This window comes from Xanthocytophaga flava (assembly GCF_030068545.1).
Classification (GTDB): domain Bacteria; phylum Bacteroidota; class Bacteroidia; order Cytophagales; family 172606-1; genus Xanthocytophaga; species Xanthocytophaga flava.
Genome location: NZ_JASJOR010000002.1, coordinates 420,868 through 445,253 on the forward strand (window position 1 = coordinate 420,868; position 24,386 = coordinate 445,253).

At 38.6% G+C, this 24,386-nt stretch carries 14 protein-coding genes; 2 read left to right on the plus strand and 12 right to left on the minus strand.

Features of this window, described 5'->3' with window-relative positions; genetic code table 11:
• Positions 1-13: 13 nt before the first annotated feature.
• From sov to QNI15_RS04540, 4 genes are all read right to left on the minus strand, one after another.
• Complete coding sequence (gene sov / locus QNI15_RS04525; RefSeq protein ID WP_314030748.1) at positions 14-7,279, minus strand: T9SS outer membrane translocon Sov/SprA; 7,266 nt, start codon at positions 7,277-7,279, stop codon at positions 14-16.
• A gap of 350 nt (positions 7,280-7,629) precedes the next feature.
• The gene (gene ruvA, locus QNI15_RS04530; RefSeq protein ID WP_313986748.1) at positions 7,630-8,226 is read right to left on the minus strand and encodes a Holliday junction branch migration protein RuvA; all 597 of its coding nucleotides are present in this window, start codon (positions 8,224-8,226) and stop codon (positions 7,630-7,632) included.
• A gap of 172 nt (positions 8,227-8,398) precedes the next feature.
• The gene (locus tag QNI15_RS04535) at positions 8,399-10,684 is read right to left on the minus strand and encodes an NADP-dependent malic enzyme (RefSeq protein WP_314030749.1); all 2,286 of its coding nucleotides are present in this window, start codon (positions 10,682-10,684) and stop codon (positions 8,399-8,401) included.
• A 263-nt stretch (positions 10,685-10,947) separates the two neighbouring features.
• Positions 10,948-14,310, minus strand: coding sequence for a ligand-binding sensor domain-containing protein (locus QNI15_RS04540; RefSeq protein WP_314002980.1), 3,363 nt, complete (start codon positions 14,308-14,310; stop codon positions 10,948-10,950).
• A 409-nt stretch (positions 14,311-14,719) separates the two neighbouring features.
• Here QNI15_RS04540 and QNI15_RS04545 point away from each other — a divergent pair, with 409 nt between their 5' ends.
• A complete protein-coding gene (locus tag QNI15_RS04545; protein ID WP_314002979.1) occupies positions 14,720-15,352 on the plus strand; it encodes a response regulator transcription factor in 633 nt (210 codons plus the stop codon).
• A gap of 307 nt (positions 15,353-15,659) precedes the next feature.
• On the plus strand, positions 15,660-16,262 hold the full coding sequence (locus QNI15_RS04550; RefSeq protein ID WP_314002977.1) for a sigma-70 family RNA polymerase sigma factor: 603 nt from the start codon (positions 15,660-15,662) through the stop codon (positions 16,260-16,262).
• A gap of 80 nt (positions 16,263-16,342) precedes the next feature.
• Here QNI15_RS04550 and QNI15_RS04555 read toward each other — a convergent pair whose 3' ends face one another.
• The 8 genes from QNI15_RS04555 to nuoB all read right to left on the minus strand — a co-directional run bounded on the left by QNI15_RS04555 (position 16,343) and on the right by nuoB (position 24,272).
• Positions 16,343-17,827, minus strand: a complete 1,485-nt coding sequence (locus tag QNI15_RS04555; protein ID WP_314002975.1) for a lytic transglycosylase domain-containing protein — start codon at positions 17,825-17,827, stop codon at positions 16,343-16,345.
• 248 nt (positions 17,828-18,075) lie between these two features.
• Positions 18,076-19,503, minus strand: a complete 1,428-nt coding sequence (gatA, locus tag QNI15_RS04560; RefSeq protein WP_314030751.1) for an Asp-tRNA(Asn)/Glu-tRNA(Gln) amidotransferase subunit GatA — start codon at positions 19,501-19,503, stop codon at positions 18,076-18,078.
• Between the two features lie 214 nt (positions 19,504-19,717).
• Positions 19,718-19,936, minus strand: a complete 219-nt coding sequence (locus QNI15_RS04565; protein ID WP_313986729.1) for a Sec-independent protein translocase subunit TatA/TatB — start codon at positions 19,934-19,936, stop codon at positions 19,718-19,720.
• Positions 19,937-20,154: 218 nt separating this feature from the next.
• On the minus strand, positions 20,155-20,850 hold the full coding sequence (locus QNI15_RS04570) for a peptidylprolyl isomerase (RefSeq protein ID WP_314002971.1): 696 nt from the start codon (positions 20,848-20,850) through the stop codon (positions 20,155-20,157).
• 80 nt (positions 20,851-20,930) lie between these two features.
• Positions 20,931-22,109, minus strand: coding sequence for an NADH-quinone oxidoreductase subunit D (locus tag QNI15_RS04575; RefSeq protein ID WP_390902159.1), 1,179 nt, complete (start codon positions 22,107-22,109; stop codon positions 20,931-20,933).
• A gap of 533 nt (positions 22,110-22,642) precedes the next feature.
• The gene (locus QNI15_RS04580; protein WP_314002967.1) at positions 22,643-23,152 is read right to left on the minus strand and encodes a hypothetical protein; all 510 of its coding nucleotides are present in this window, start codon (positions 23,150-23,152) and stop codon (positions 22,643-22,645) included.
• 64 nt (positions 23,153-23,216) lie between these two features.
• The gene (locus QNI15_RS04585) at positions 23,217-23,714 is read right to left on the minus strand and encodes an NADH-quinone oxidoreductase subunit C (protein WP_314030753.1); all 498 of its coding nucleotides are present in this window, start codon (positions 23,712-23,714) and stop codon (positions 23,217-23,219) included.
• A complete protein-coding gene (nuoB, locus tag QNI15_RS04590) occupies positions 23,715-24,272 on the minus strand; it encodes an NADH-quinone oxidoreductase subunit NuoB (protein ID WP_314002963.1) in 558 nt (185 codons plus the stop codon).
• Positions 24,273-24,386: the final 114 nt, after the last annotated feature.

Sequence of the window (24,386 nt, forward strand, 5' to 3'; positions counted from 1 at the left end):
CCAGTACAAATAATTACTGGCTAAGATTATACTGCATACGGAACCCAAATCGTGTATCTGATCGTGGATAAGAAGTACTGACTACAGGTCTGTTTACATTTCGTTCAAAATACACCGTTATATTCACCCGTTGATTAATTGCATACTGAATCGTTGGTTTAACCGACACCTGGAAGTTTCCAGCTACCGGTGTATTGACTCCCTGGAACCGACGCTGAATGGTTTTTGAATCCAGGAATCGCACATCACATCGAAACTGCACATCGTTTTTCAACACCCGTTGTTCTCCCTGCACCCGGAAAGGTAATTTCAGATTGTTCTTAGTATATCCGATACTCACTGTCACATCCTGATTGGTAATCTCACTTACCTGACGGCTTGTGGTTATCAATGAAACTGTTCGCTCTTTATTATATGTAATCCGGGCAGTTAGTTTACTGGGTGTACGTAAGTCAATTCCAATTAATGGTGAAAAACGTTCAGTGATAGTTACACGGTCTGTAATTAATAGTGGTATATATACACTATCATTATTCACATTGGGTACATATCCCAATGCATCCAGCGAACTATTCAAACCTATCAGCCCGGAAGAGGCATATTCCTGAGGGCTCCGGTAACTTCCTATTGTGTACGTTGAAGAATATCCATGGGTGATGTTAATCGAAGAAAAGATATTTTTAAACACTTCTAATTTCGATAAACCAGCATAGGTAATATTCCAGTTAGGCAATGGGATTTTCGGAAAAGAAGTCAACTTAGCCTTATTCAGAGACTTACCTGAATAGGTAGCAATGAAAGCAGGAATTAATACGTCCTGAGAAGTAGTATCATATTTACCTGTTCCAGTAACCCGTTCACCAAACCGGTTCTTCATAATACCTGCATTCTTTTCAAACTCTTCGAAAGTGGATCGGTTGTCCTGAAACGCAGTTTTAATGCTAATGAATGAGATAGAATACGTTCCGGATTTTACTGCGTTTTGACTTTCGTAATCAGACTCTGTCAGACTAGGATTGACATCTCTAAACATCTCGCTATATTCCTGAGTTTGTGTTTTCTTTACATTGAGTCGAATCTTGAAATCTCTGAATGGTTCCAGATCTGCCTGTGCAGTAAAGTTCTTTGCCAGAGTCTGCATAAATGGAGTATTGAGCTGAGTACTTTGTGTAAGCCATCCATTTTTAGCAGCTTTCTGCCGGATTCCAGCATCCTGACTACCCAATAAAGTGAATCCAAGTCCAGGCGCCAGTAAAGAGCTATCTAATCCCAGAAAACGAGCATGCGGCATAAAACCAGGTAGAGAAGTCGTCTCATCTATTGTATAGCTGAAATTAACATTTCGGGCTGTCATCAATGTTCGCACAATACCCTTGAAAAACTTAAACTGTGGTGGCCGTTTTACAGTATCCCGCTGAACTGCAACTGGAGCACCAGGTTGTCCTGGAGTTGGGCGTGTCGTTGGTCTGGCAGTTGGACGTCGAGCTGGTTCATTTATTTTCTTCAGGAAAGGCAATTTGTTATAGAGCTTCAACAAATCTATACGACCATTGATAGCACGTTGACGACTATTGTCTGCATAATTCCCAAAGAACAGACCCAATGTATCAGCTACACCCAAAGCAGATGCTCTCCAGTTATAGGCAGTTGCGTATCTCACATCAGCACTTACCCAGTTGGTAATAGGAAACTTATCCAGAGGCATACGATAGGTAGCAGTAGCATGCTGCTGGAAGTTTTTCATCCTGCCAAATCTCTTTAGATTATACACAACAGAATCTCTTTTACTAAATCCTGGCCTCAATTCAGTATCATTAATATCCCCGTCTGGTTCATCAATAACGGCATTAGCAATAGCTGAATAGTTAAAAGACAGATTACGGGTGAAATTCCAGAGTACATCATAACTCCGGTTAAAAGTAAATGACTTTTCGTACAATGGTTTCACACCTACAGTTGTAAGTCCTGTACCTAGTGCAGACGGATCTGCGTTTCGATATTGTGTCTTTGTAAACATCCGGTTCAGATCACCTCGAATCGCAATATTGGAAGGAATCAGATTCAGGTTAAAATCCTTCAACCATTTCCAGGCTGGTTTATCCAAAGCCTTGCTGTTTTTAAAAGGCTCAAAATAATTGGGAGTTGTATTAAAGACATACCCTATCCCTCCCCGCACATTCTTTTGATAATATAACGCTGTAGTGATGTTGGTGCGGGTAATATCACTGTATGAATAATTAAATGAGAAGTTTGAAAGATCCCAGATATGACTTTTAGTCACACCAGTTGGTTTGATTTTCTGTACATTGGTAAAATTAATACTTCGCCGGGTAGTATTGTCTTCCACCATTTTCCGGTATTCATCTGCTTCTGCTTCAGATTTGTTTGCAAAACGGGACTCAATAGACATATCCAAAGGCACATCCGGATCCAATGGATTGTATCGAGGTTTTATTCGTTCTCTTTCGTATCCTACAAACATAGGGATTTTGATACCTAACCATTGAGGGAATAATTTCTCCAGATTTACGTTTGCCCCAATACTATAATGCATTGTATTCTGACGAGCACGTTCGGCTATACGTTGCTGAATACCTCCAAACCCAAATGTTTCAATATCTCCAGCAGCTGTAATATTGGCAAAGTCGGCCAGTTTTACATTCATACGTGCAGTAGCGGCAAATCCTCCCTGCTGGTTAAAGCCTTCACTACGTAATTCATCAAGCCAGATACAAGCCTTTTTAGGCTGCATGTCAAGAGATCTGGCATTCCGCATACCCAGCATGAGTACCTGAATAGCACTATAATCCGGATTACCAACTACGGTAATTCTATAACGTTTTCCAGAAATTGTCTGATCTTGTAAGAATTCAGAATAAGGAACCAGAACACTTTGTCCTCTCCGGTTTCGGTTTGATTTGATTTCTGCCAGTTTTGCATAGGGCAGATTAATCTGATTCCAGTCAGGCCAGATATTGGCAGTAGCTGTATCTCCTACCGTAGAAAACATGAGAGGGACCTCTATTTCGTAATAGTTGTCAGTATAATCTGTACCTAAACGAACAAAGGCACGCAAAGAATCAGCACTCCTTAGTGTCTGATCATTGTCTGATTCAGCATGAATATAGAGTTTCAGATTTTTGTAATTGATAAAATCCAGACTAACATTCTTATAAACAGCCCGTGCATCCCGATCACGAAGATCATCCACACATAATCGTAGAGATTGCTCATTTAACTGACGGTTATTCAGCGTTGTGATATCCCGGTCACGAGGAAGATTTGGAGGAATCTTGTAAGGAAACAGATTACCATTTCCAACAGAACTGTTTTCTTCAATATTAACAGTACCTAGTGTAAAGTTGGCATCGTATGGTTCGGAAGGAAGTTGCAGATCTTTATCATACAGGTTATCTGTATATACCCTCCACTGGTTAGCTACCAACTGAAAGTTAGCCATACGAAATACGTGTGGCTGGGCAAAGTTGGTCAGGAACATACGCATAAAACGGATGGACTTAAAACCTTCTATGTCTCCTACTTTATCTGTATACTCTCGCACTGGAATTCTGAACTGATACCATTTTACAGCCTCTCCACTTTCACTGGACTCATTGATTGCGACAATGTGGTTTTGTCCTACCTGCATCTGATCTCGTGACACATGGATCTTATATTGATAATAAGATTCAATATCGTTGATTGTCTGATCATTGTTCAGATCTTCATTATCTGGCAATGTAGTAGCAGCTCGTGAGAAATCCTGACCTGTAGCATCTGGTGAGTTATTTTCATATCCATTAAAGTTTTTATGACGCACCAGCAAATTGCCTTCACTATCAAATTTTGGATCTAATGGATGTGCAAAGTCATCGGCAGAAGGATCTTCTTGTCCGCTATTAAAAAAGGCCTTTTCTTCTTCTGTTGTCAACCCATCCAAACCAATATCCTGTCTTTGGCGGGCTCCGGAAGTATTGTCAAAGGCATTATTAATCCAGGAACTGGAAGGAGCTTTACCCCACACACTTTCTGTTACTGGACGCTGGTCATCTGTAGCACTGATAGGCAAACCATTTTCAAAGTTATGTTTGCCATCTTTCATTACATCTTCAGACACATTCCCCAAGTTAAAATAAATATCTCCTCCCTCACGCTGATCCCCCCTGAAAGTAGTAAATCCATCATTAATTACCCCTCGATCAGACTCAATAAAGGGGTCCATCATCCAGAATTCTATATACTGAACATTAGCATTATCAAAATCCACATCATATGTAATTCCGCGAGAAATCGCTGCCCAGTTTTTTTTCAATGCATCTTTACTATTATCGCGGAATCGACCTTGTGCATCCAGATTCGGATTGTAGTTATACATTCCACGTTCCTGTGGATAATACGCAACATCCATTGTTTGCAGGTTAGTAATAATCTGCTGTTGTGCCTGTTGTGGGAATACCTCTGTAGGCACTACCACCCGTACATAGTGATTATTGATTTGGCCTTCGCTGATTCCACCAGGCAGATTATCTCTATAGAATGTATTGTCAATGGTATACCATGCCAATTTAGCCCGATGATAGGAATAAGGTAATGCATTAGTTCCTACATTGGCATCAGGAAACATCAATGGGGTAGCTCCTAGCCTCCAATAAATCTGTGGAGAACGTGTTAGCAAGAATGATGTCTCAGATCCTTCAAAGTCATCAACATATGAATTACCCTGCACCAATGGAGCAACCCCTGGAAATAATTTGGCAAATTCTCCATTGAACGTAATATTCGACAACTCCTTAGTAGACAGAAAAGGAAGCTTGTCTACCATACGGGTTAGAAAACGAGATTCTTTTCTAAAGTTCACATCAAAACCCAATATAGTGTTATTCAAGGGTTCGTTACCCATTGATACCCTTCTCAATAGCGGACGTTCCCGCATACGCATCAGTGTAGCACCAATTGAGAAATCTTTCGTAAATACATATTCCAATCTCGCACCCATTACTGTACGCACCTGATTCTGAAACAAATCAGCTTGCTCTGAACGAATCTGAATTTCCTGACCAGATAATAGAATACCTTCATTTAGAATAGTAACGTTTCCATTTTCTACAATATAATCTTGTCCTTGAACCAACGTGCGGCCTCCTGCTGTCACTACCACTGAGTTTGCATCTACTCCTACCATACCCAAGGCAACCTGATTTGTAGCCCCGCTTGTCTGGTAACTACCCTTAATAAAGAATTTATTCTTAGCGGCAACCTGTTGGGCTTCCTGTTTGGTTGAACTGTAAAGTGTGTTGAATGAATACTTATTCACCAGAGCCAGTTCGCTTACGGGATCTAACCAAGGTGGTAATGTTCTGGCACCTTGCCTTCTTGACTTGGTTAAATAGTCGGAACTGAAAGGTTCTAGCACAGGAAATATGATTCGTCCATACTGGCTGTTTACTGTTACACCTTCTACCCAGTCAAAGTTACCATCGGCCTGTGCATCACCCTGAGGGTTCAATTTATCCAGATTGAATACTTGCAAAAGTGGCACATCTTTGGTGTTAGCTCCCTGTTGCAGGCTGGGATTGTCAATACCTGTTAAATCATCTTTATAAATAACGCGTAGTTGAAAACCATCTCTGTTTAACTGACCAGCTCCCAGAGAATAAATGTTTTTCATCATCAGATCCCAGGTAGGCAGATCAAGTTTTATAGTAGATGGACGCAACATCTTCAGAAATAAAACTTCATTCTGATCTCTAGTGGAGTAGTCTTCTGTTAATTCCCCTACTTTATACGATTGTCCCTGGTAGGTATATTCAAATGCAACCCCTAATACTTCATCATTACGAAGAGCAGTATTCAGTGAAACATATCCTAGTTGTGAGTTAAAGCTATATTCAGATTGAGCCAACTTACGGGCACTCCGTAAGATCTCAAAATCTGATCCTTTCTGTAAGCCAAGAGTAGCCAGTTGATTACTTACCTGATCTACATTTCGGACATTACCAGTATTTAATGCGGTATAGAGATTGTTGGCTGTATTTCGTATAGGACCCGTTCCTGTAAAAGGCTGCAAAACAGGATTGTCTTTACGATAAGGACTCGGATCTCCTAAATCAAGGAAAGCCACCATATTACGCAACGTTTCAGTAGTGTTATTCCGGTTGGTTACGTATACTTCCAGACGAGTAATCTGTACACCTGAGCTTATAATAGGTAAGGTACTTAGTGCTGTTTCATACTTATCCCGGAAGAAATGTCCCAGGAAAAAATGTCGATTATCCTCGTATTCAGATACTTTAAACTCAAACTTCTTGTTTTGTACACCACCACCTTGTAAAGTTGTCTCTGAAACTTTAGCTCTCTGATTAGCAAGAATTCCAGTTACCTTCAGCTTTCCAAACTGCAACTGAGTCTTCAATCCAAACAGATTCTGTACACCCTGAATCAAGGTACTGTTCAAGGGCATACTCACATTGCCCGCTTCTACCTTCTGAATAATCTCATGATCATACCCTGTATAATCCAGCTTAAAGTTCTGTTCAAACTGAAAGCTGGCTTTGGTATCAAACGCACCAGTGATCTTTAACTTCTCTCCTACCTTACCTGTAAAGTTCAGGTTAATCTGCTGATCCATGTTCAAGGGCAGAAAGTACCGTTGCTGGCGAATGGGCAAGTTCGGGTTCTGCACTCGTTGCCACTGAGCTCCAAAATCCAGTGTTACAAATCCATTGGTCTGAAAATCAATATAATTACCTCCAAATATGCGATCAAACACAGGACTGATATAAATCTTGGGAATCAGTTTGCGTCCTGTCATTTCACTTTTGCCTCCTGCTGCCTCGGTTTTGGATCGCCAGTAGTCAACTGCCAGTTTGCGGTCTGAATACTCAGAGAACTCTTTATAGGTCAAGGTAGTAGAAGGTCTGTAAGGAACAGAACCGACGGTTTCAGCGATAGTCACATTTCCTGCTGTATCGACCGAAACATCTGTTTTCACATTGGAAGGATCTTTCAGTTCCAAGGGAGACCGACCTGGACGATCTGTAAAGGGATCGCCATACCGGTCTCGCTTATAGAATGATAAGCCTCTTTTTCCTTTTTTAAGAGTATCTCTCAAGCTACTGTCTTTTCGAATACTATCAGGAGGGGCACCTACCGAATAGGTAACCTGAGATAATTTCGGAAAAAGCTTATATCCCCGCTTATCGTTCTCGGATTCTGACCACCAGGAACTAAGCGAAAACAATACTCCACCCGAAACTAGAATGTAACTGCTAAACTTCAATGTCTGATAACAGGATTGTTATGGATAATTTCAGATTATATCGTAAGGAAATACTATCTATCAAATAGTTATACTAACATCATTTCCTTTGGTAATACAAAATACACGGCTTTGTTTCCCATTTCTGTTAGAAATCCGCGTTGATAGTGTCGCATGTATGAAATAAACAGAAAATCAGTATTAATAAACACTAAGTTTCTGGTCTTGATATGGTTGACTATCAAAAGTAGAATACAGACCACAGTCTCACCGACAACACATCAGTGATAGATCTGTCAGCAAGCGTAAATAGGAGTCCTATTAATTAGGAAAAGGACTTGTTTTTTATTCAGATTAGTGTCGTATTTAAACTAACTGACTTTCAGAGCTAGCTTTATAACCTGTTCCAGGCTCAGCGAACTGCCTTCCTGCTTCATCACTGTATCTATACTCTTTTCTGCGACATTTCTTGGGATACCAAGAGTAGTCAATGCAGATAACGCCTCATTGCGAATAGTATTTCCAGAGGTAACCGGTAAGGTTTGAGTACTGGATGTAAGATATAAGTCTTTTTTCACTTTATCACGTAACTCCAGTATCACTCGCTGTGCAGTCTTACTTCCAATTCCCTTTACACTTTGAATGGTTCTTACATCTTCAGAGACAATAGCTTGCTGTATTTCCATTGAGGACAGAGATGAGAGCATCATTAAAGCAGTATTGGCACCAATACCAGATACACTCATTAGATCAAGAAATATTTTCTTTTCTGCTCGATCAGCAAATCCATATAAGATCTGAGCATCTTCTCTTACATGAAAGTGGGTATGTAACCGACACTTTTCGCCTTCAGGCAAGGCACTATAGGTTTGTAAAGAAATTCGTATCTCATATCCGACACCATTGACATCAATTATTACGTATGCAGGCTCTTTGTGAGTGAGTCTCCCTTCAATATAAGCAATCATAAATAGTAAACGTACAGTTAATAAGGCGTGGTTAAACGATACAAAAAGATAGTAAAATCACTATAATTCAGATCACACAGTCTAAACGTAGCAATTAAAAAAAAATTATTTTTCCTCAATTTAAAATAGATAGATTTCTGCGGGTATATGTCCGCAGAAATCTTTATACAGCTTAGTGCTGCGCTTCTACAACAGCAATTGCTACCATATTTACAATTTCCCGGATAGAACTACCCAATTGTAATACATGAACAGGTTTTTTCATTCCCATCAGAATTGGTCCAATGGCTTCATTACCGCCGATTTCCTGTAATAGCTTATACGAGATATTACCTGATGTTAGTTCCGGAAATATCAAAGTATTTGCACCTGATTCTGCTAAATCACTAAAAGGATAATTTTCCTGCAATAGTTGAGTATCCAATGCAACGTTAGCTTGAATTTCTCCATCGATAATCAGATTCGGATATTTTTGTTTTGCTTTCTGTACAGCTAAAAGTGCTTTCTCAGGTTGCTCTCCTGCGACTGAGCCAAAGTTTGAGTAGGATAAAACTGCCATCCGTGGTTCTATACCAAAGAAGCGAACTTTACGGGCAGTCAATCCAATAATGTCAACTAATTCATCTGCAGTAGGATTAGCATTCACAGTAGTATCTGCAAAGAAATAAGATTCACCTTTTGCATTGGTAATAATATACATACCAGCAACCCTATTCACTCCAGGCTCAACACCTATCACTTGTAAAGCAGGCCGTATGATACGGGCATATTCTTTTGTTAGACCCGAGATTAAGGCATCTGCCTCATCAGCATGAACCATCATCGCGCCATAATAGTTACGATCCAGAATCATTTTTCTGGCATCATATAATGTTACCCCTTTGCGCTGGCGCTTCTGATATAACATCTGAGCATAGGCTTCGAGCTTTTCTTCAGGCTGTTCAGTAACATCAATGATCTCACATCTGTCTATCTCTATATAATTATCCTCCATAATCTGCCGGATTTTCTTTTTATCTCCCAGCAGGATGGGAAAGGCAATGTGCTCATCTACCAGAATCTGAGCAGCTTTCAGAATTTTATAGGTGTCTGCCTCAGCAAAAACTACACGTTTAGGCTGTCTGCGAGCCTGAGCAATGATCGGAGACATGAGTTTTTGATTAATACCCACTCGTTTCTCCAATTGCTGGTGATATACCTCCCAATCAGCTACCGGTAATCTGGCTACTCCGGTTTCAATCGCAGCTTTGGCCACAGCGGGAGATACAGTAGTAATCAAGCGCGGATCAAGAGGTTTTGGAATCAGATAAGTTCGCCCAAATACCAGGGCCTGATCATTATAGGCTTTGTTTACTGATTCAGGAACAGGTTCTTTTGTCAGTTGTGCCAATGCCCGAACAGCAGCCAGTTTCATAGCTTCATTAATTTCTGTTGCCCGTACATCCATGGCACCTCTGAAAATATAAGGAAAGCCAAGCACATTGTTTACCTGGTTAGGGTGATCAGAGCGCCCTGTTGCCATAATGGCATCCGGACGTGTAGCAATAGCCAGTTCATATGAAATTTCTGGCTCAGGATTAGCCAGAGCAAATATAATCGGATCAGGTGCCATCTGCTTCAGATGGTCTGGAGTTAGTACATTTCCAACAGATAGCCCCAGAAACATATCTGCATCTTTCATTGCTTCCAGTAGGTTTGATACTGGACGGCTGGTCGCAAATACCCGACGCATATCATCCAGATCCTCTCTGTCCACATGTAAAATTCCATTAATATCGTTCATCACGATATTCTCTTTTTTTACACCCAGCTCAATATACAATTTCACACAGGCAACAGCAGCGGCACCCGCGCCATTAACAACCACCTTGATTTCATCAATTTTCTTTTTTACGATCTCCAGTGCATTTAATAAGGCAGCAGAGGAAATAATAGCTGTTCCATGCTGATCATCATGCATAACTGGAATATTCATCTGCTTCCGAAGTTCCTGTTCAATAACAAAGCACTCCGGAGCTTTTATATCTTCCAGGTTAATTCCTCCAAAAGTAGGTTCCAATGATTTTACAATACGAATAAACTCCTGTGGATCTGAACAATCTATCTCAATGTCAAAGACGTCAATTCCTGCAAACTTTTTAAACAAGACACCTTTGCCTTCCATTACAGGCTTGGACGCCTGTGCTCCAATGTTTCCCAAGCCTAATACGGCTGTTCCATTGGATATGACAGCAACAAGGTTGCCTTTTGATGTGTACCGATACGCATTTTCCGGATTTTCCGCAATTTCTTTACAAGGTTCAGCCACACCAGGAGAATAGGCCAGAGCCAGATCTAACTGAGAACTAAGCATTTTTGTTGGCACCACTTCAATTTTACCAGGCTGTCCCTGTTCATGATATGCCAACGCATCTTCACGGCGAATTTTTAGAGGCACAAAAGGAATACGAATACTCATGTATTGAGAGTTTTGTTGATTTTGTCTATATTAACTAATACTAGCAACTAATTAATCCGGTATCTACCAGAACCACTGCAGGTCTGACTATTGATTTGACAAATGTGCGCGCAAAGGTAGAGGATAAACGAAGAAAGAAAAAAAGTTTACAAATTATGTTATATGACAGGGAAATCCGTTAAGATAGGAACAATACTTGTCAAAATTGAAGAAGTCAGATTTGAGTCACAAAAGGCTAATTCCACTATAGAGGAGTATTGAGGTCAGCTTACATTTAATTTTCTATTTTTTCGCTTTTCCAGAGGTATCTCAATTGAGATAGTAGTACCCCTCTCTGGTACGCTGTCAATATGGTATACACCCAACATCGCTTCTATACGTGACTTCAGGTTTTTTAGTCCCATTCCATCTGCCCCATCCTTATTTTTAATACCCTTTCCATTATCTTCTACTACAATAGAAAGCTCATTTTCGGAAAAAATAATTTGCAATGAAGCAGTAGTTGCTTCCGCATGCTTAAATATATTATTGACAAGCTCCACACAAATAGGATAAATACTAAACTCAATATCCTTTTCCAGTCTTTCTTCCAGCCCAAACAGATCCAGTTCAAAGTCAATTTTCTTGGTAGCATTAATGGAATAGACAAATCGCTTCAAGGCAACTTCCAATCCTTCTTTTTCCAAAACCTCAGGCAACATGTTATGAGAGATATTACGAACCTCGACACAGGCATTAGCAACCATAGTCAATACATTCTCATATACATTTTTCTCTCCTTCTGACAAGTTTTGAAGATCCAATGTTTCCAGATTAAATTTCAAAGCAGAAAGTAAACCACCCAGATTATCATGTAGTTCAGCTGCGACTCGTTTTCGTTCCAGTGTTTGCCCTTGTATCAAAGCCTGCTGAATCTCCTCATTTTTCCGGCGTAATTCTTCATTTGCTCTTACCAGTTCAGAAGTTCTTAGATGTACACGATCTTCCAATGTATCTGAAAGCACTTTCAGGTACTCATTCATTCTGGCTAGTTCATTCTGTTGTACGGCAATCTCTTCCTTCTGATAGATTATTTCAGAGGTACGCGTTCTCACCTGCATTTCCAATTGTACCTGTCGTTGTTTTAATGTATCAATACGCAACCGGTAAAAAACCCATACAGAAAAGAGTACGACGATAGCCATTAGTGTTCGGAACCATACTGTTGCCCACCAGGGCGGTGTAATAGAGATAAATACAGAAGTCCATTTAGAGTTCCATATACCATCATTATTACTGCTTCTCACTCTAAACTCATACTCTCCGGGCTCTATATTAGCATAGCTTACATATCTTCGGCTACCAGCATAATTCCATTGCTCATCTACCCCAACCATTTGATACATATATTCGTTACGTTCTGGTTCACGATAATTCAAGGCAGCAAACTCAAAGGAGACAAAATTATTCTTGTAAGATAATGTAATTTGCTTGCCAGGTGTAATCAGAATATTGGGATCATATTCCTTATCAAATACCCGAAGTGAGGTAATGGTAGTAAATGGAGGATAAGGATTTACTTTCAAACTATCCGGATGAAAAACCGATACGCCATTATTTGTCCCACAATAAATGTATCCTGAATTATCTCTTACCATTACCATCCAGTAGTTTCCTTCCAGAAACTTTCCTTTAAAATCGGTAACATGTTTTGTATGTATATCCAGTTTGGAAATTCCTTCATTTGTACTCATCCAAAGATTTCCGTGCAGGTCAGTAGTCAGATTGAAGATAGTAGTAGACTTAATACCTTCCTTTACCCGAAAATGTGTGAAGCGCTCTGTTGAAATATCAAACTTCTCCAATCCATTTTTATGTGTACCCAACCATAGTACACTATCTCCAGAACTTTTTAATGATGTTAAATAATTTGCAGCAAGGCTGTAAGGAGTTTGAGGTTCCTGTGTATAATAGGTATATTCATTGGTTTCCGGTTCAAATCTCACCAGACAATTACGTTCAGTCTGAACATTAGCAGAAATATAAGGTACAGTAGATATAAAGAACACATATTTCTTTCCTTTATGAGTAACAATACACGGAAAGGTCGCTTGTCTGCTTCCTCGTCCTCCTACATTATTCAATAGTGTAGGTGTATAGTTTCTTATCTTTCCTGAGGATGTCTCCAAATGTGTAAGTCCATGTTCCCAGCTTCCCATCCATATACCGGTAGGATCAGTAGTAAAAGAAGATCTAAACCAACTATTATTACTAAGACTATCAACCGTTTCACGTTTAAAACCACTAGTTGACAAACTATGCGTAGCAATAGTGTATTTTCTAAATCCTTTACTGGTTTCAAGCCATAGCACATTATCCTTTGCAAGAATAGAATGAAAAGCCATGGGATCATTTTCTGTACCAACATGCTTGTTAATACTTTTAGACTTTCTATCCAGAAAGAAAAGTCCATTTTCTGTTCCAATCCAGACTCCGGATTTTCCCTGATCGTCTCCTACATCCAATGCAGTTATACTACTACCAATCAATCCATCCTCATTAGTAGAACTTAAGGGATAATGTTGAAAGTTAGCAGACTGTAGGTCAACCTGGTTTATCCCGCCTCCAAAAGTGGATATCCATAACAATCCCTGGCAAGGATAAAGGCCCCGAATAAAACTGCCTGTAATACTTTCTGGGTCTTTGGCTATATGACGAAACCGGGATACCTGATTTGTCATCAGATTAATACAACTCAATCCGTTTTCAGTAGCAACCCATACTTTTCGGTTTATTTCCAGAACTGTCCAAACACGATCATCTGTTATACTATTTGCAGAGCCAGGCTTATAAAAATATTTTTGTGTAATCTGACGGGTCATCAAATCCATCTTGTTCAACCCTTCTTTGGTACCAATCCATAAAGCAGGTTCAGATGGAGAAGCATATACATATCGGATATCATAGTGACTTAAAGAAGTCGTTTTTTTTGGATCAGGTAAGTGGATAGTATATTTTCTGGTTTCCAGATCAAATTCATACAATCCATTCATATGAGTTCCAATCCACATTATTTCTCTCCCCGCCTCTATGGTCTTTGTGAAAGTATTGAATTCCAGATGATCAATGTGAGCAGGGTTTCTGAAATAGTAGTAATTAAATTCTCTGGTCAGAAGATTATACTTTACCAATACACTACTTTTTCTTTGCATTAATGTGGCAATAAACCAGACTATATTTCCGTCCAGATATATGTTTCTAACTGAAAAAACATTAGCTAAAAATGAAGCAAAACCTGGTAAGTCTTTTGCGTTTGTAAAGATACCTGTGGTTTTATCAAACATCCATAAACCTGAATTGCGCCAGGCGCCCAACCAAAGCTTATGGTCAACTTCTTGAATAACAGTAATAGAAAAATCACCTTCTACTGGATTCTCGTAATGTCTGAAACTGTATCCATCATATGAATATAGACCATTATTTGTGCCAATCCACATTAATCCATTACTATCCTGAAAAGTACAGAAGATCTCCAGATTGTTTATTTCAGCAGGCGCCTCTAAATGTCTGAAGATCTGATTTTGAGATTGTACAGATACAATAAGGCTACCTGAAAGCAACAGAAACAGTACTAGCTTTTGAATCATAAAAGGTTTCTCATCTTTCAGCAAGAATTATGTAAGTTACATAACTTTGTACAATTTCTATAAACTTGAATGACAAAGTGTGTATTTTTTATTCAGACCGTAAATATATAAATATAGAGCCTACTTAAACAAACAACAACTATTTGAATATCAACTTATTTAATATACGTATTCCATTAATCTTTAGTATATTTCTAAATAACTAAATTCAAAACTCTTGTTTCACTTTTAAACCCATTACCCTATCACGGATAGAGCCCAGAAAATTACACGGATTTTTCGAAAAAGTGTTAGAATTAACTGATTTGGATCTCAACACCAAAAATACCACATTCAGGTTTATATATTTTACTCTCTACTACTATGTAAAGAGTAAAAATCTGGCAACCTTTGCACAGATTTCAGTTTTATGATAAAAATTATTATCGCAGACGATCACCGTCTTTTTTTAGATGGTATTGCGGCAATTTTGACGCAGATTGAAAATGTAAGTATTGCAGCGACAGCCAATAATGGTGAACAGGTAATCCAACTATTACAGAAACACACTTGCGATGTAGTAGTGATGGATATCAATATGCCTGTTTCCGATGGATTAAGTACTGCACAACGTATTAGCATCACATATCCTAAAGTAAAAGTGGTACTAGTCAGTATGAATGTAAATCCTGAATATGTAAAGGAAGCTCTACGGGCAAATGTATCAGCATATATACTCAAAGACTCAAGCAAAGAAGAATTACAAAAGGCAATTTATAGTGCGGCCGAAGGAAAGAAGTATTTCAGTGAAGCAGTAATGCTTCATCTGGCTTATGAGTATATGCCTCAGACAAATCAGTCAGAACACAGAGTAAAGTTAACACATCGGGAATTAGATGTATTAAAATTATTAGCTCAGGAGTTTACAGCTCCTGAAATAGCCCAGAAACTCTATATAAGTCCCGATACAGTTGAGACACACAAAAAAAATATGTTAAAAAAGTTAGGACTAAAAAATTCCTACTCTCTCATTAAATATGCTGTCCAAAACGGCCTAATCTAACTAGAATACATCTCTTACCATTTTTTTCTTAACCTGGAAACGCTGCGTTCATCTGTCAGTATTTCCAGGTTTTGTCTTTTATTTCTCCTCATATTTCTCGTCTAAACTATCTCTCCCCGAAAATAGGTAGACAAAATATCCCCAAAAGTAGGTAGATAAAAACCTTATTATCGGGTATTTACTACTGAATAAATAAGATGAATCTTTGATAAAAATTACATATGTAACTGATAAGGTAATTTCTAAGCAGAATCTGATTTCCTAATTAACTTTTCGCAACTTATACTATAACTATACAACTATTCCTATGCATCGCTCGGTTTCACCTATCAACACTGAAAATTGTACATCAGAGAAGCAAACGTCTGATGAACTGTGCTTTTTAGATCAGTTTTACGTTACTCATCGGGTTGAATTTTTAAAATGGGCATATAAACACTACAGTTTATCACCAGAAGAGGCTATTGACATTTATCAGGATGCAGTAATTGTTCTTTTTGAAAATTATCAAAAAGGAAAGCTGCAAGAACTACGATCTACAGTAAAAACTTACTTTTACGGGATCGCTAAAAACCTTATATATGTTTACTTGAAGAAAAGAACAAAGCAAAAAAATCATATTGGTACTTTTTCAGAACTAGACACACTGGCAGATACTATTTCATCTTCCGACCCTCATAATGATTGGTTTGAAGAAACAATAGATGTAATTAATGAGACTGTTCAAAAGCTATCCTCAAAAGGACAAACAATCATCCAGCTTTTCTATTACGAGAAAAAAAGTCTTAGAGAAATTACCCAAATACTCGGTTACAATAGCGAGGACGTTGTAAAAACAACTAAAATGCGGTATAAAAAGCTATTAAAACAAATGGTTCAGGAAGAACTGAACAGGCAATATGCAGCGTAACTACTACAACTATGTTATAACACAAAAAAGATCATTTGTTTAAACAAATGATCTTTTTTGTGTTATAACAATGAGTAATCTTATCCCATAATTAATTTCTGTCCAGGCTTCAAATCATTTCCTTTCAACTTATTCAATTTCTTAATGATATCAACTTTAACGCCTTGATTTTTAGAAATACTCCAAAGTGTATCGCCAGCCTGAACTTCATAAACACCTTTTTTCACATTAGCATCAGCAGTCACTTCATTATCACCTTCTGCTTTATTGGCTTGTTTCCACGTATGAGACTGCACCCAAACAGCCAGTTTTTGGCCTGCCTGTATTGTATTGTTACGTAAATTATTCCAGCGCTTTAATTCACTAACCCCTACATTATACAATTCTGCTATATGACCCAACACATCTCCTGAAGCAACAGTATGAGTTACCTTCTTACGTCCGGCTACAGCAGCGGTCTTATTCAGACTGGAACGTTTGTTCATGCTTGCAGCCATAACAGCTGGTGTAAATGAGGTTTCTGGTAGTGGCTTTTTAGGTGCAGCAGCTAAAAACATATCTGATTTATATTCCCGTAAAACCGCTAGTTTTTCCATTGGTAAACGCAATGGATAATTCTTCATATAGGCAGGAATTACACTCTTTTTCAGATGTGGATTGAATGCAAGCACTTCAGTCATACTAATATTCAACTCATTTGCCAACAACTCAAGATCTACAGGCTGTGTAATATGAATAGTATCTGATTCTATATAAGGTCTAGGTTCTGCAACAGAGAATAAATAATCCTGATGAAACTGCATTACATAGGTAGTAGCAACATAGATTGGCACATAAGATCGTGTTTCTTTAGGAAGAAAAGGATAAATCTCCCAGAAGCTAGTTTTGTTTCCTGCACGACGAATAGCTTTACGAACAGCGCCAGGACCACAATTATAAGCAGCCATTGCTAGTTCCCAATCCGAAAACATTCCATATAACATTTTCAGATAAGCACAGGCTGCACGAGTAGATTTATAGATATCCATACGCTCATCGATATAGGCATCCTGATACAATCCACTCTCTTTACCAGTATATGGCATAAACTGCCATAATCCAACAGCACCAGCACGAGAAACAGCTTTAGGGTTTAAGGCAGATTCTACTACAGATAGATATTTAAGCTCTGTAGGCATACCATTCTTTTTCAGCTCTGTTTCAAAAATGGGGAAGTAGAAAGACTGTTGAGTCAATACACGTCGAACATAATCTCTCTTTCGCATCGTGAATAACTCCATGAACGCCTTAATATCCTTATTATAATGGAGAGGGATATCAGATTCGATCTGAGCTAACCGTTCTTTAATCAGTTCTTCCGGAAATTCAAAGGTAGTATCCTGAACAGGTTGTATACGAACAGAATCTTCTTCATCGAGAATAATCGGAGGAACATCAATAGGCAAAGGAGGAGGTAATGGAATATCCTGAGTTTCTTGAGCCTGAGCAGTAGTCAGAATAAAGAAAGGAGAAAAAACAAAAAGCCATATCACGTGGCGCATTCGCTGCGTCAGTTTCTGATTCATATCAGACAAGGTTTAGTAGGTTAGAACAAATCCTTAGACACGGTAAAACTACAAAATATTACCTAAATGTTAAGATCTGATGTACTTTATACAGCAAAAATGCTATTTTTATGGAACCCTGCTCAAGTAAAAAAGATAGTAAAATTTACCTTAATGGCATTGTATATTCACTCTCTAAAAAAAATCAAACAATCATTTTTCTACCAAATACACTATTTATACAACTCTTATTATATTCACTTTTCTGCTTAAAAGGCGTCCTTTTGTAAATATTTTGCAAATGTCAGAAGTTCATCTTCTTCAAAAAAGTCACTCATAATCTGAATCCCGATTGGTAAGCCTTGTGAGTCAACACCCGTTGGAATTGAAATACCAGGAATACCTACCACATTTGCCTGCACAGAAAAAATATCCGCCAGATACATCTCTAATGGGTCTGAGGTATTTTCTCCTAGCTTGAATGCTGTAGTTGGTGCTACAGGGGATAAAATAAAGTCATGTTCAGCAAATAGCTCTTTAGTTTTTTCCTGAATCAACCTTCTGACACGTTGTGCTTTTGTATAATAAGCATCGTAATAATTAGCGCTCAGAACAAAAGTACCTAACAAGATACGACGTTTCACTTCTTCGCCAAACCCTTCAGAACGAGTCTTTTTGTACAAATTATCCAGCGAATCCGCATCTTTGGTTCTATACCCATATCTTACACCATCAAATCTGGACAAGTTAGAACTTGCTTCTGCTGTAGTGAGAATATAGTAGGTTGGTAAAATGTATTCAAGTAAAGGAAAATCTATCGCTTCTATTTCGTGCCCGTTATCTTTTAACCATGAAAGTGTTTTAAGTATTGTTTCGCGGATTTCAGGTGCGATTGCATCGTTTTCAATGGTTTCACGAATGTAAGCAATCTTATATTTTTGACGGGTTTCTTTTTGTTGGGAATAAGCGTTAACTGGTGTTTGCGAAGAAGTACTATCCCACTCATCCTTCCCACTCATAATTTCCAGCAATAAAGCAGCATCCTCTATACTTCGAGTAAAGGTGCCGATACAGTCAAATGAAGAAGCATAGGCAATAAGGCCATATCTGGAAATCCGGCCATAGGTTGGCTTTACCCCTATAATTCCACAAAATGCAGCAGGTTGCCTTACAGATCCACCTGTATCAGAGCCAAGTGAAGCCAAACACATATCTGCCTGCACAGCCACAGCAGAGCCACCTGATGAACCTCCAGGTACCCGTGTGGGATCAGCCGCATTTAACACAGGACCAAAAGCAGAACTTTCATTGGAAGATCCCATAGCAAATTCATCGCAGTTCTGACGACCAATGATTATAGCATCTTCATCAAGTAAACGTTGCACAGCAGTTGCTGTATAAGGAGACACAAAGCCTTCGAGAATATTACTACCAGCCTGTACTCTATGCCCTGTATAACATAACACATCTTTCAAACCCACCACCATTCCAGCTAATCGTCCAGCCTTTCCTTCTGAAATCTTCGTATCGATTTCATCTGCACGTAAAAGGGCTTCATTGGTATATACTTCTACAAAGGCATTTAAATGCTTTTGATTTTCAATATTCAGAAGATAATATTCTACTAATTGCCGACAGGTTATAATGCCAGACTTGATATCTGATGAGATTTCCTGTAGTGTATTGTATCTTTTCAAAACAGCAAATAAGGGGCTTGTTACAAAATATGTGTCAAATGTAGGCAGAATCACCGAGATAACACAACCCAGTACACATGAAAGATTTCTAACCAGCTCAGAAAGGAGGTTCAGTTAGTAAATTTACGAACCTTATATAACTAAAAAAACCACATATAGAGAAACGATTTTAATACCATTTCACTATATGTGGCTATAAAACTGTATTAAGAAGTTATTTAATAGCTTTCTTAGGTTCGTCTTTTACGCTGTCTTCGATTTCGTTTTGCACTTCACGAGTTGCATCTTTGAATTCCTTAATCCCTTTACCTAAGCCCCGCGCCAGTTCAGGAATTTTCTTTGCTCCAAAGAAAATCAATACAAACAATACAATCAGAAATATTTCGGGACCGCCTAAGTTACCCAGAAATGCAAAAATGGCTGAGAGTTCCATAATGAGAGTTTTTAAGGTAATAATGCAAATATACGTAATTTGTGATCAATCGGACTTCTAACTGTCTTTTTTTTCATATCTCAGACAACAGAAACTTACTATTATACCACAGAAGAAAAAAGAATCTGGTAAAATCTCTAGTATACTACAAACGAGAACCTACTTTATTTGGTATAAAGTTCCTGATTTTAATGGAATCTTACTGTTTATTATTTTTCTCAAGGTTCTCCGATTCTCTTCATTAAGGGTATTACCTTGATGCGGCCATGAGGCTCTTTTACTTTGTCATCTGTAATCTTGACAATATGTACACCAAAAGGTGTCTTTGCAACAAACACATCCCCTCTCTTTCCGTTTAAAACAGGAGTTTCAATTTCTTTAACCATCAAACCTTCTCCAAACCAGCCAATGTCGCCACCTTTTTTGGAAGCTTCATCTGCTCCATATTTTTTAGCGGCTTCCGCAAAATCTAATCCTTTTGCAATTTCTTTCACTATCTTATTTGCTTTCTTAACAGCATTTGCTGTGTCTTTTGCTGTATTGCCTTCAGGTTTTAGAAAAATCTGGCTTGCTTTCATGCGATAGGTACTATCAAATTCAATTACTTTATACAAAATTGCATATCCATCTAAAAACAAAGGGCCAACGATATCACCAATCCTTGCATTAAAGAACATCTGCTCCATAAATCCAGCTAGTTCGGCACGTGTATAATAGTCATAGTGAAAAGGGAAATTACTATTATTTACGACAAATAGTGAATCATCAACTGTCGCTTTAAAGTAGGGTTTACGAACATCTGCCCAGATACGTGCTTCCTGAGCAGCAGACGCGGAGTCTGAAGTCTGCCCAAAAACTGCCAAAGGTGTAACTAAAATGGTAAAAACAAGAAGTTTATAAAACAAGTGGCTCATATAATGAATTCGGTTATCCTACAAAATTGGCGTTTTTTCTATTGTGAAGCAATAGGCTCGCAGAATGATCCCCCAGATATCTAGCGATCTACTTCTCCCATTACCAAATCTAACGAACCAATTACAGCTATCAAATCAGCTAATAATGCGCCTCTGGATATTTCAGGTAAAACAGAAAGGTTATGAAAGCTACAGGCCCTGGCTTTTACTCTGAATGGGGTGTCGCTTTTCCCGGCAGGATCTGTTTTAAAGAAGAATCCAAGTTCTCCTTTTGCACTTTCGCCTCTTATATAAAACTCCATGGATTTGGGACGTATCTTTTTAGGCACTAGTGCTTGTGGATCAAACTCACGAGTTCGGATAAATTTCCCCTGCAACTGGTCTAAGCATTGTTCTACAATTTTCAGGGATTCATAACATTCAAGCACTCTCACATTATTGCGGTCCCAACAATCTCCCAATGCCCCCATTTCTCCTTTCCCAATAGGTATTTCAAAATCCAGTTCGGGATATACAGAGTAATTGTCCACCCGTCTCAGATCCCATCGCAGTCCTGATCCGCGTAACACAGGACCTGTACATCCGTAATTTACAGCAACAGCCAGAGGGAGAACGCCTACAGTTGCAGTTCGTTGTACAAATATTTTATTCTCAATAACGAGTTGTTGAAGTTCTATTAATTTAGGTTTCAGATACTTTATAAAATCACGGCAACGCTCCTCAAAGCCTACAGGCAGGTCGTAGTATAATCCTCCTACCCAAATGTAATTGTATAACATACGCGCACCACATATCCATTCGAGTAATCGCTGGATATGTTCCCGATCTCTCATCAGCCACAAAAACGGTGTATATGCTCCAATGTCAAGAGCATAGGTACCGATAGCCACAAAGTGAGAAGCGATACGATTAAGCTCTGCTACCAATACTCGTATATACTCAACTCGTTTAGGAATATCTTTGTCTATACCTAGCATTCTTTCTACTCCCATTGCCCACACATGTTCACTATTCATAGCAGCCATATAATCCATGCGGTCTACAAATGGGATAGTTTGGTTGTAGGGTAAAGACTCTGCATGTTTTTCAAAACATCTATGCAAATATCCTAAATGAGGTACTACATCTACTATAGTTTCGCCATCACTGATTACCTCCAATCGCAATACACCATGTGTTGAGGGGTGTTGAGGACCTACATTGATAATCATTTCCTCCGACCGCAACTGTTCTGCATGAAACTTGTTAGGCTCAGAAATGAGTAGGTTATCTGACTTAACTATATGTTGAATGGTCTGGCTCACGTTAAATCACGAATTGAAATCTTTAGTATCTATCCATACAAATGTATAGGATTATGTTTTTAATAAAAAATAGGATTCATTGCGAATTGTAGATAGAGATTTGCCTGACGTAGTAACAGTTACTGGATTCATGGCAAGTATTGCTGTTGCGGTTTATTCTATGCAGAAACTTTTCTGCGGTTTATTCTGATCAAATTTTGTTTTTGCGGTGAACTATGCGCAAGACAAAAAAGTGATCGGAGTTCCGGTCAAAAAAGTTTTTGCGGTGAGTTATGCGCAAACATAAAAATGATCGGAACTCTGATCAAACAAAAAATTGCCAAGTATTATGATCAAAACGCTCTTTAATAGAAAGGCAACCCATACCGCTCTATACAGGAGATATGCTGTGAACTATGCGCAAACAAAAAATCTTCTCAAAAGGAATGCATTTCTTTTGAGAAGATTTGGAAAGAATCAGATTCATAAATCTGAATAGAAAACACAATTTATTCTGGTAGTTTATCTTCTATTTTGTCAAGATAAGCGTCTGAATATTGTCCGGCAGCCTGATAAACAATCTTACCACTCTTATCCAGTAGAAATACATAAGGCACATCTTTATTATCAAGTCGTAGAGTTTTCTTGTAATCCTCAATATCCCCTTGATACAGGACAAAGTGTTTCTGATATCCCTGCTGTACACTTTTCTTTAACTGTTTCTCAATTTTTCCTGCAATTAAGGATTTTGCTCCCGTAATCATAGGAACCACATACAGATTCATATCATAATCAGGGTCCATAATAAAATAATCATACAGATTATCAAACCAAGGTGCTATTTGTTCTGATGCTTTGGCTGAATAGGTAAGTATCAGAATGGAATATTTCCCAGCTACTGCTTGTGGAAGAATGATTGATTTGTCATCCAGAGTTGTTCCTTTAAGGGTAGGAAATGTCTGTGCATGTACTGCAATAGATAAGGCAGCAAAAATGACAGAAAAAAGAACTTTTTTCATGAAAAACGGAAGTTGTGTTATACCATTCTTCAAACGGGAAAACAACAGATAAGTTGCACCACTTTTAATACTTTACTTTAATCCCATGATAGGTTTCCTGTTCAGTGTAATCCTTTCTTAAAGGAAAACCTTCCCAATCAGCAGGTAATAGAATACGACGTAAGTCAGGATGTCCGACAAACTGTATCCCCATAAGATCAAATGCTTCTCTTTCATGCCAGTTGGCAGTGCGCCATATATGGCTAACTGTTGGCACTTTAGGCAAAACACCTTCATTAGTACGGGAAAATAGAATCTTTAGTATCAATGAATGCTCATAGGGAATGGAATAAAGATGATAAATTATTTCCATTGTGCCTAACTCCGGCCCATTATCCAAAGCAGTAAGACATTCTAAAAAATCGAAGTATGTTTGAGAATTCTCATATAAAAATTGACAGATGTCTGCAATACGTTCAACAGGGACAGTAATACTGGACTGTAGAGTTTGTATATTTTCAGCAACAATTACTGTTTCTCCAAACTGTTGAACCAGTAAATCTTTAAGTTCAGGAAAATTCATCTAACTGTTCTGTGGAGTAATTAGTGACTGCAATTCTTTCTCTTTATCCTCTTCCAGCATCTGCAATAACTTCTGAGGTGCGACCAATGATTCTTTCCGAATCTTTTCCTGTAATTTTAGAATACCACCAATCAGTGCTTCTGGGCGTGGTGGGCAACCAGGCACATATACATCTACAGGGATAATCCGATCCACTCCTTTCACTACATGATAGCCATGCTGCCAGTAGGGTCCTCCACAGTTAGAGCAACTCCCCATCGAGATAACATAACGCGGTTCAGGCATCTGCTCATATAACCGACGAATGCGATCCGCCATTTTAAATGTAACTGTTCCGGAAATAATCATTACATCAGATTGTCGAGGAGAAGGACGAGGGAATAATCCCAGACGATCAAGATCGTATCCTGAAGCAAATGACCCCATCATCTCAATAGCACAACAGGCCAGACCAAATCCCATAGGCCATAATGAGGATAAACGAGCCCAGTTTAATAAATCGTCTACTTTGGTGACAATCACACCACCCGATTCAAATTGTTGATCTAATAATCCCATATTACTATTTATCGCTCCGAAGCACCAGAAACACAACGAAGATATAGACTAAGTACTGTCATTTACCAATGAAGCTCGTACTCATATTCTAGTTGAGTAAGACACTTTACTGCC

Coding starts and splice junctions, on each gene's coding strand:
- ruvA (WP_313986748.1), bottom strand. CDS start 8,226: ATGATTGCTTATATTGAAGGGAGACTCACTCACAAAGAGCCTGCATAC.
- QNI15_RS04535 (WP_314030749.1), bottom strand. CDS start 10,684: ATGAGTATTCGTATTCCTTTTGTGCCTCTAAAAATTCGCCGTGAAGAT.
- QNI15_RS04540 (WP_314002980.1), bottom strand. CDS start 14,310: ATGATTCAAAAGCTAGTACTGTTTCTGTTGCTTTCAGGTAGCCTTATT.
- QNI15_RS04545 (WP_314002979.1), top strand. CDS start 14,720: ATGATAAAAATTATTATCGCAGACGATCACCGTCTTTTTTTAGATGGT.
- QNI15_RS04550 (WP_314002977.1), top strand. CDS start 15,660: ATGCATCGCTCGGTTTCACCTATCAACACTGAAAATTGTACATCAGAG.
- QNI15_RS04555 (WP_314002975.1), bottom strand. CDS start 17,827: ATGAATCAGAAACTGACGCAGCGAATGCGCCACGTGATATGGCTTTTT.
- QNI15_RS04565 (WP_313986729.1), bottom strand. CDS start 19,936: ATGGAACTCTCAGCCATTTTTGCATTTCTGGGTAACTTAGGCGGTCCC.
- QNI15_RS04570 (WP_314002971.1), bottom strand. CDS start 20,850: ATGAGCCACTTGTTTTATAAACTTCTTGTTTTTACCATTTTAGTTACA.
- QNI15_RS04580 (WP_314002967.1), bottom strand. CDS start 23,152: ATGAAAAAAGTTCTTTTTTCTGTCATTTTTGCTGCCTTATCTATTGCA.
- QNI15_RS04585 (WP_314030753.1), bottom strand. CDS start 23,714: ATGAATTTTCCTGAACTTAAAGATTTACTGGTTCAACAGTTTGGAGAA.
- nuoB (WP_314002963.1), bottom strand. CDS start 24,272: ATGGGATTATTAGATCAACAATTTGAATCGGGTGGTGTGATTGTCACC.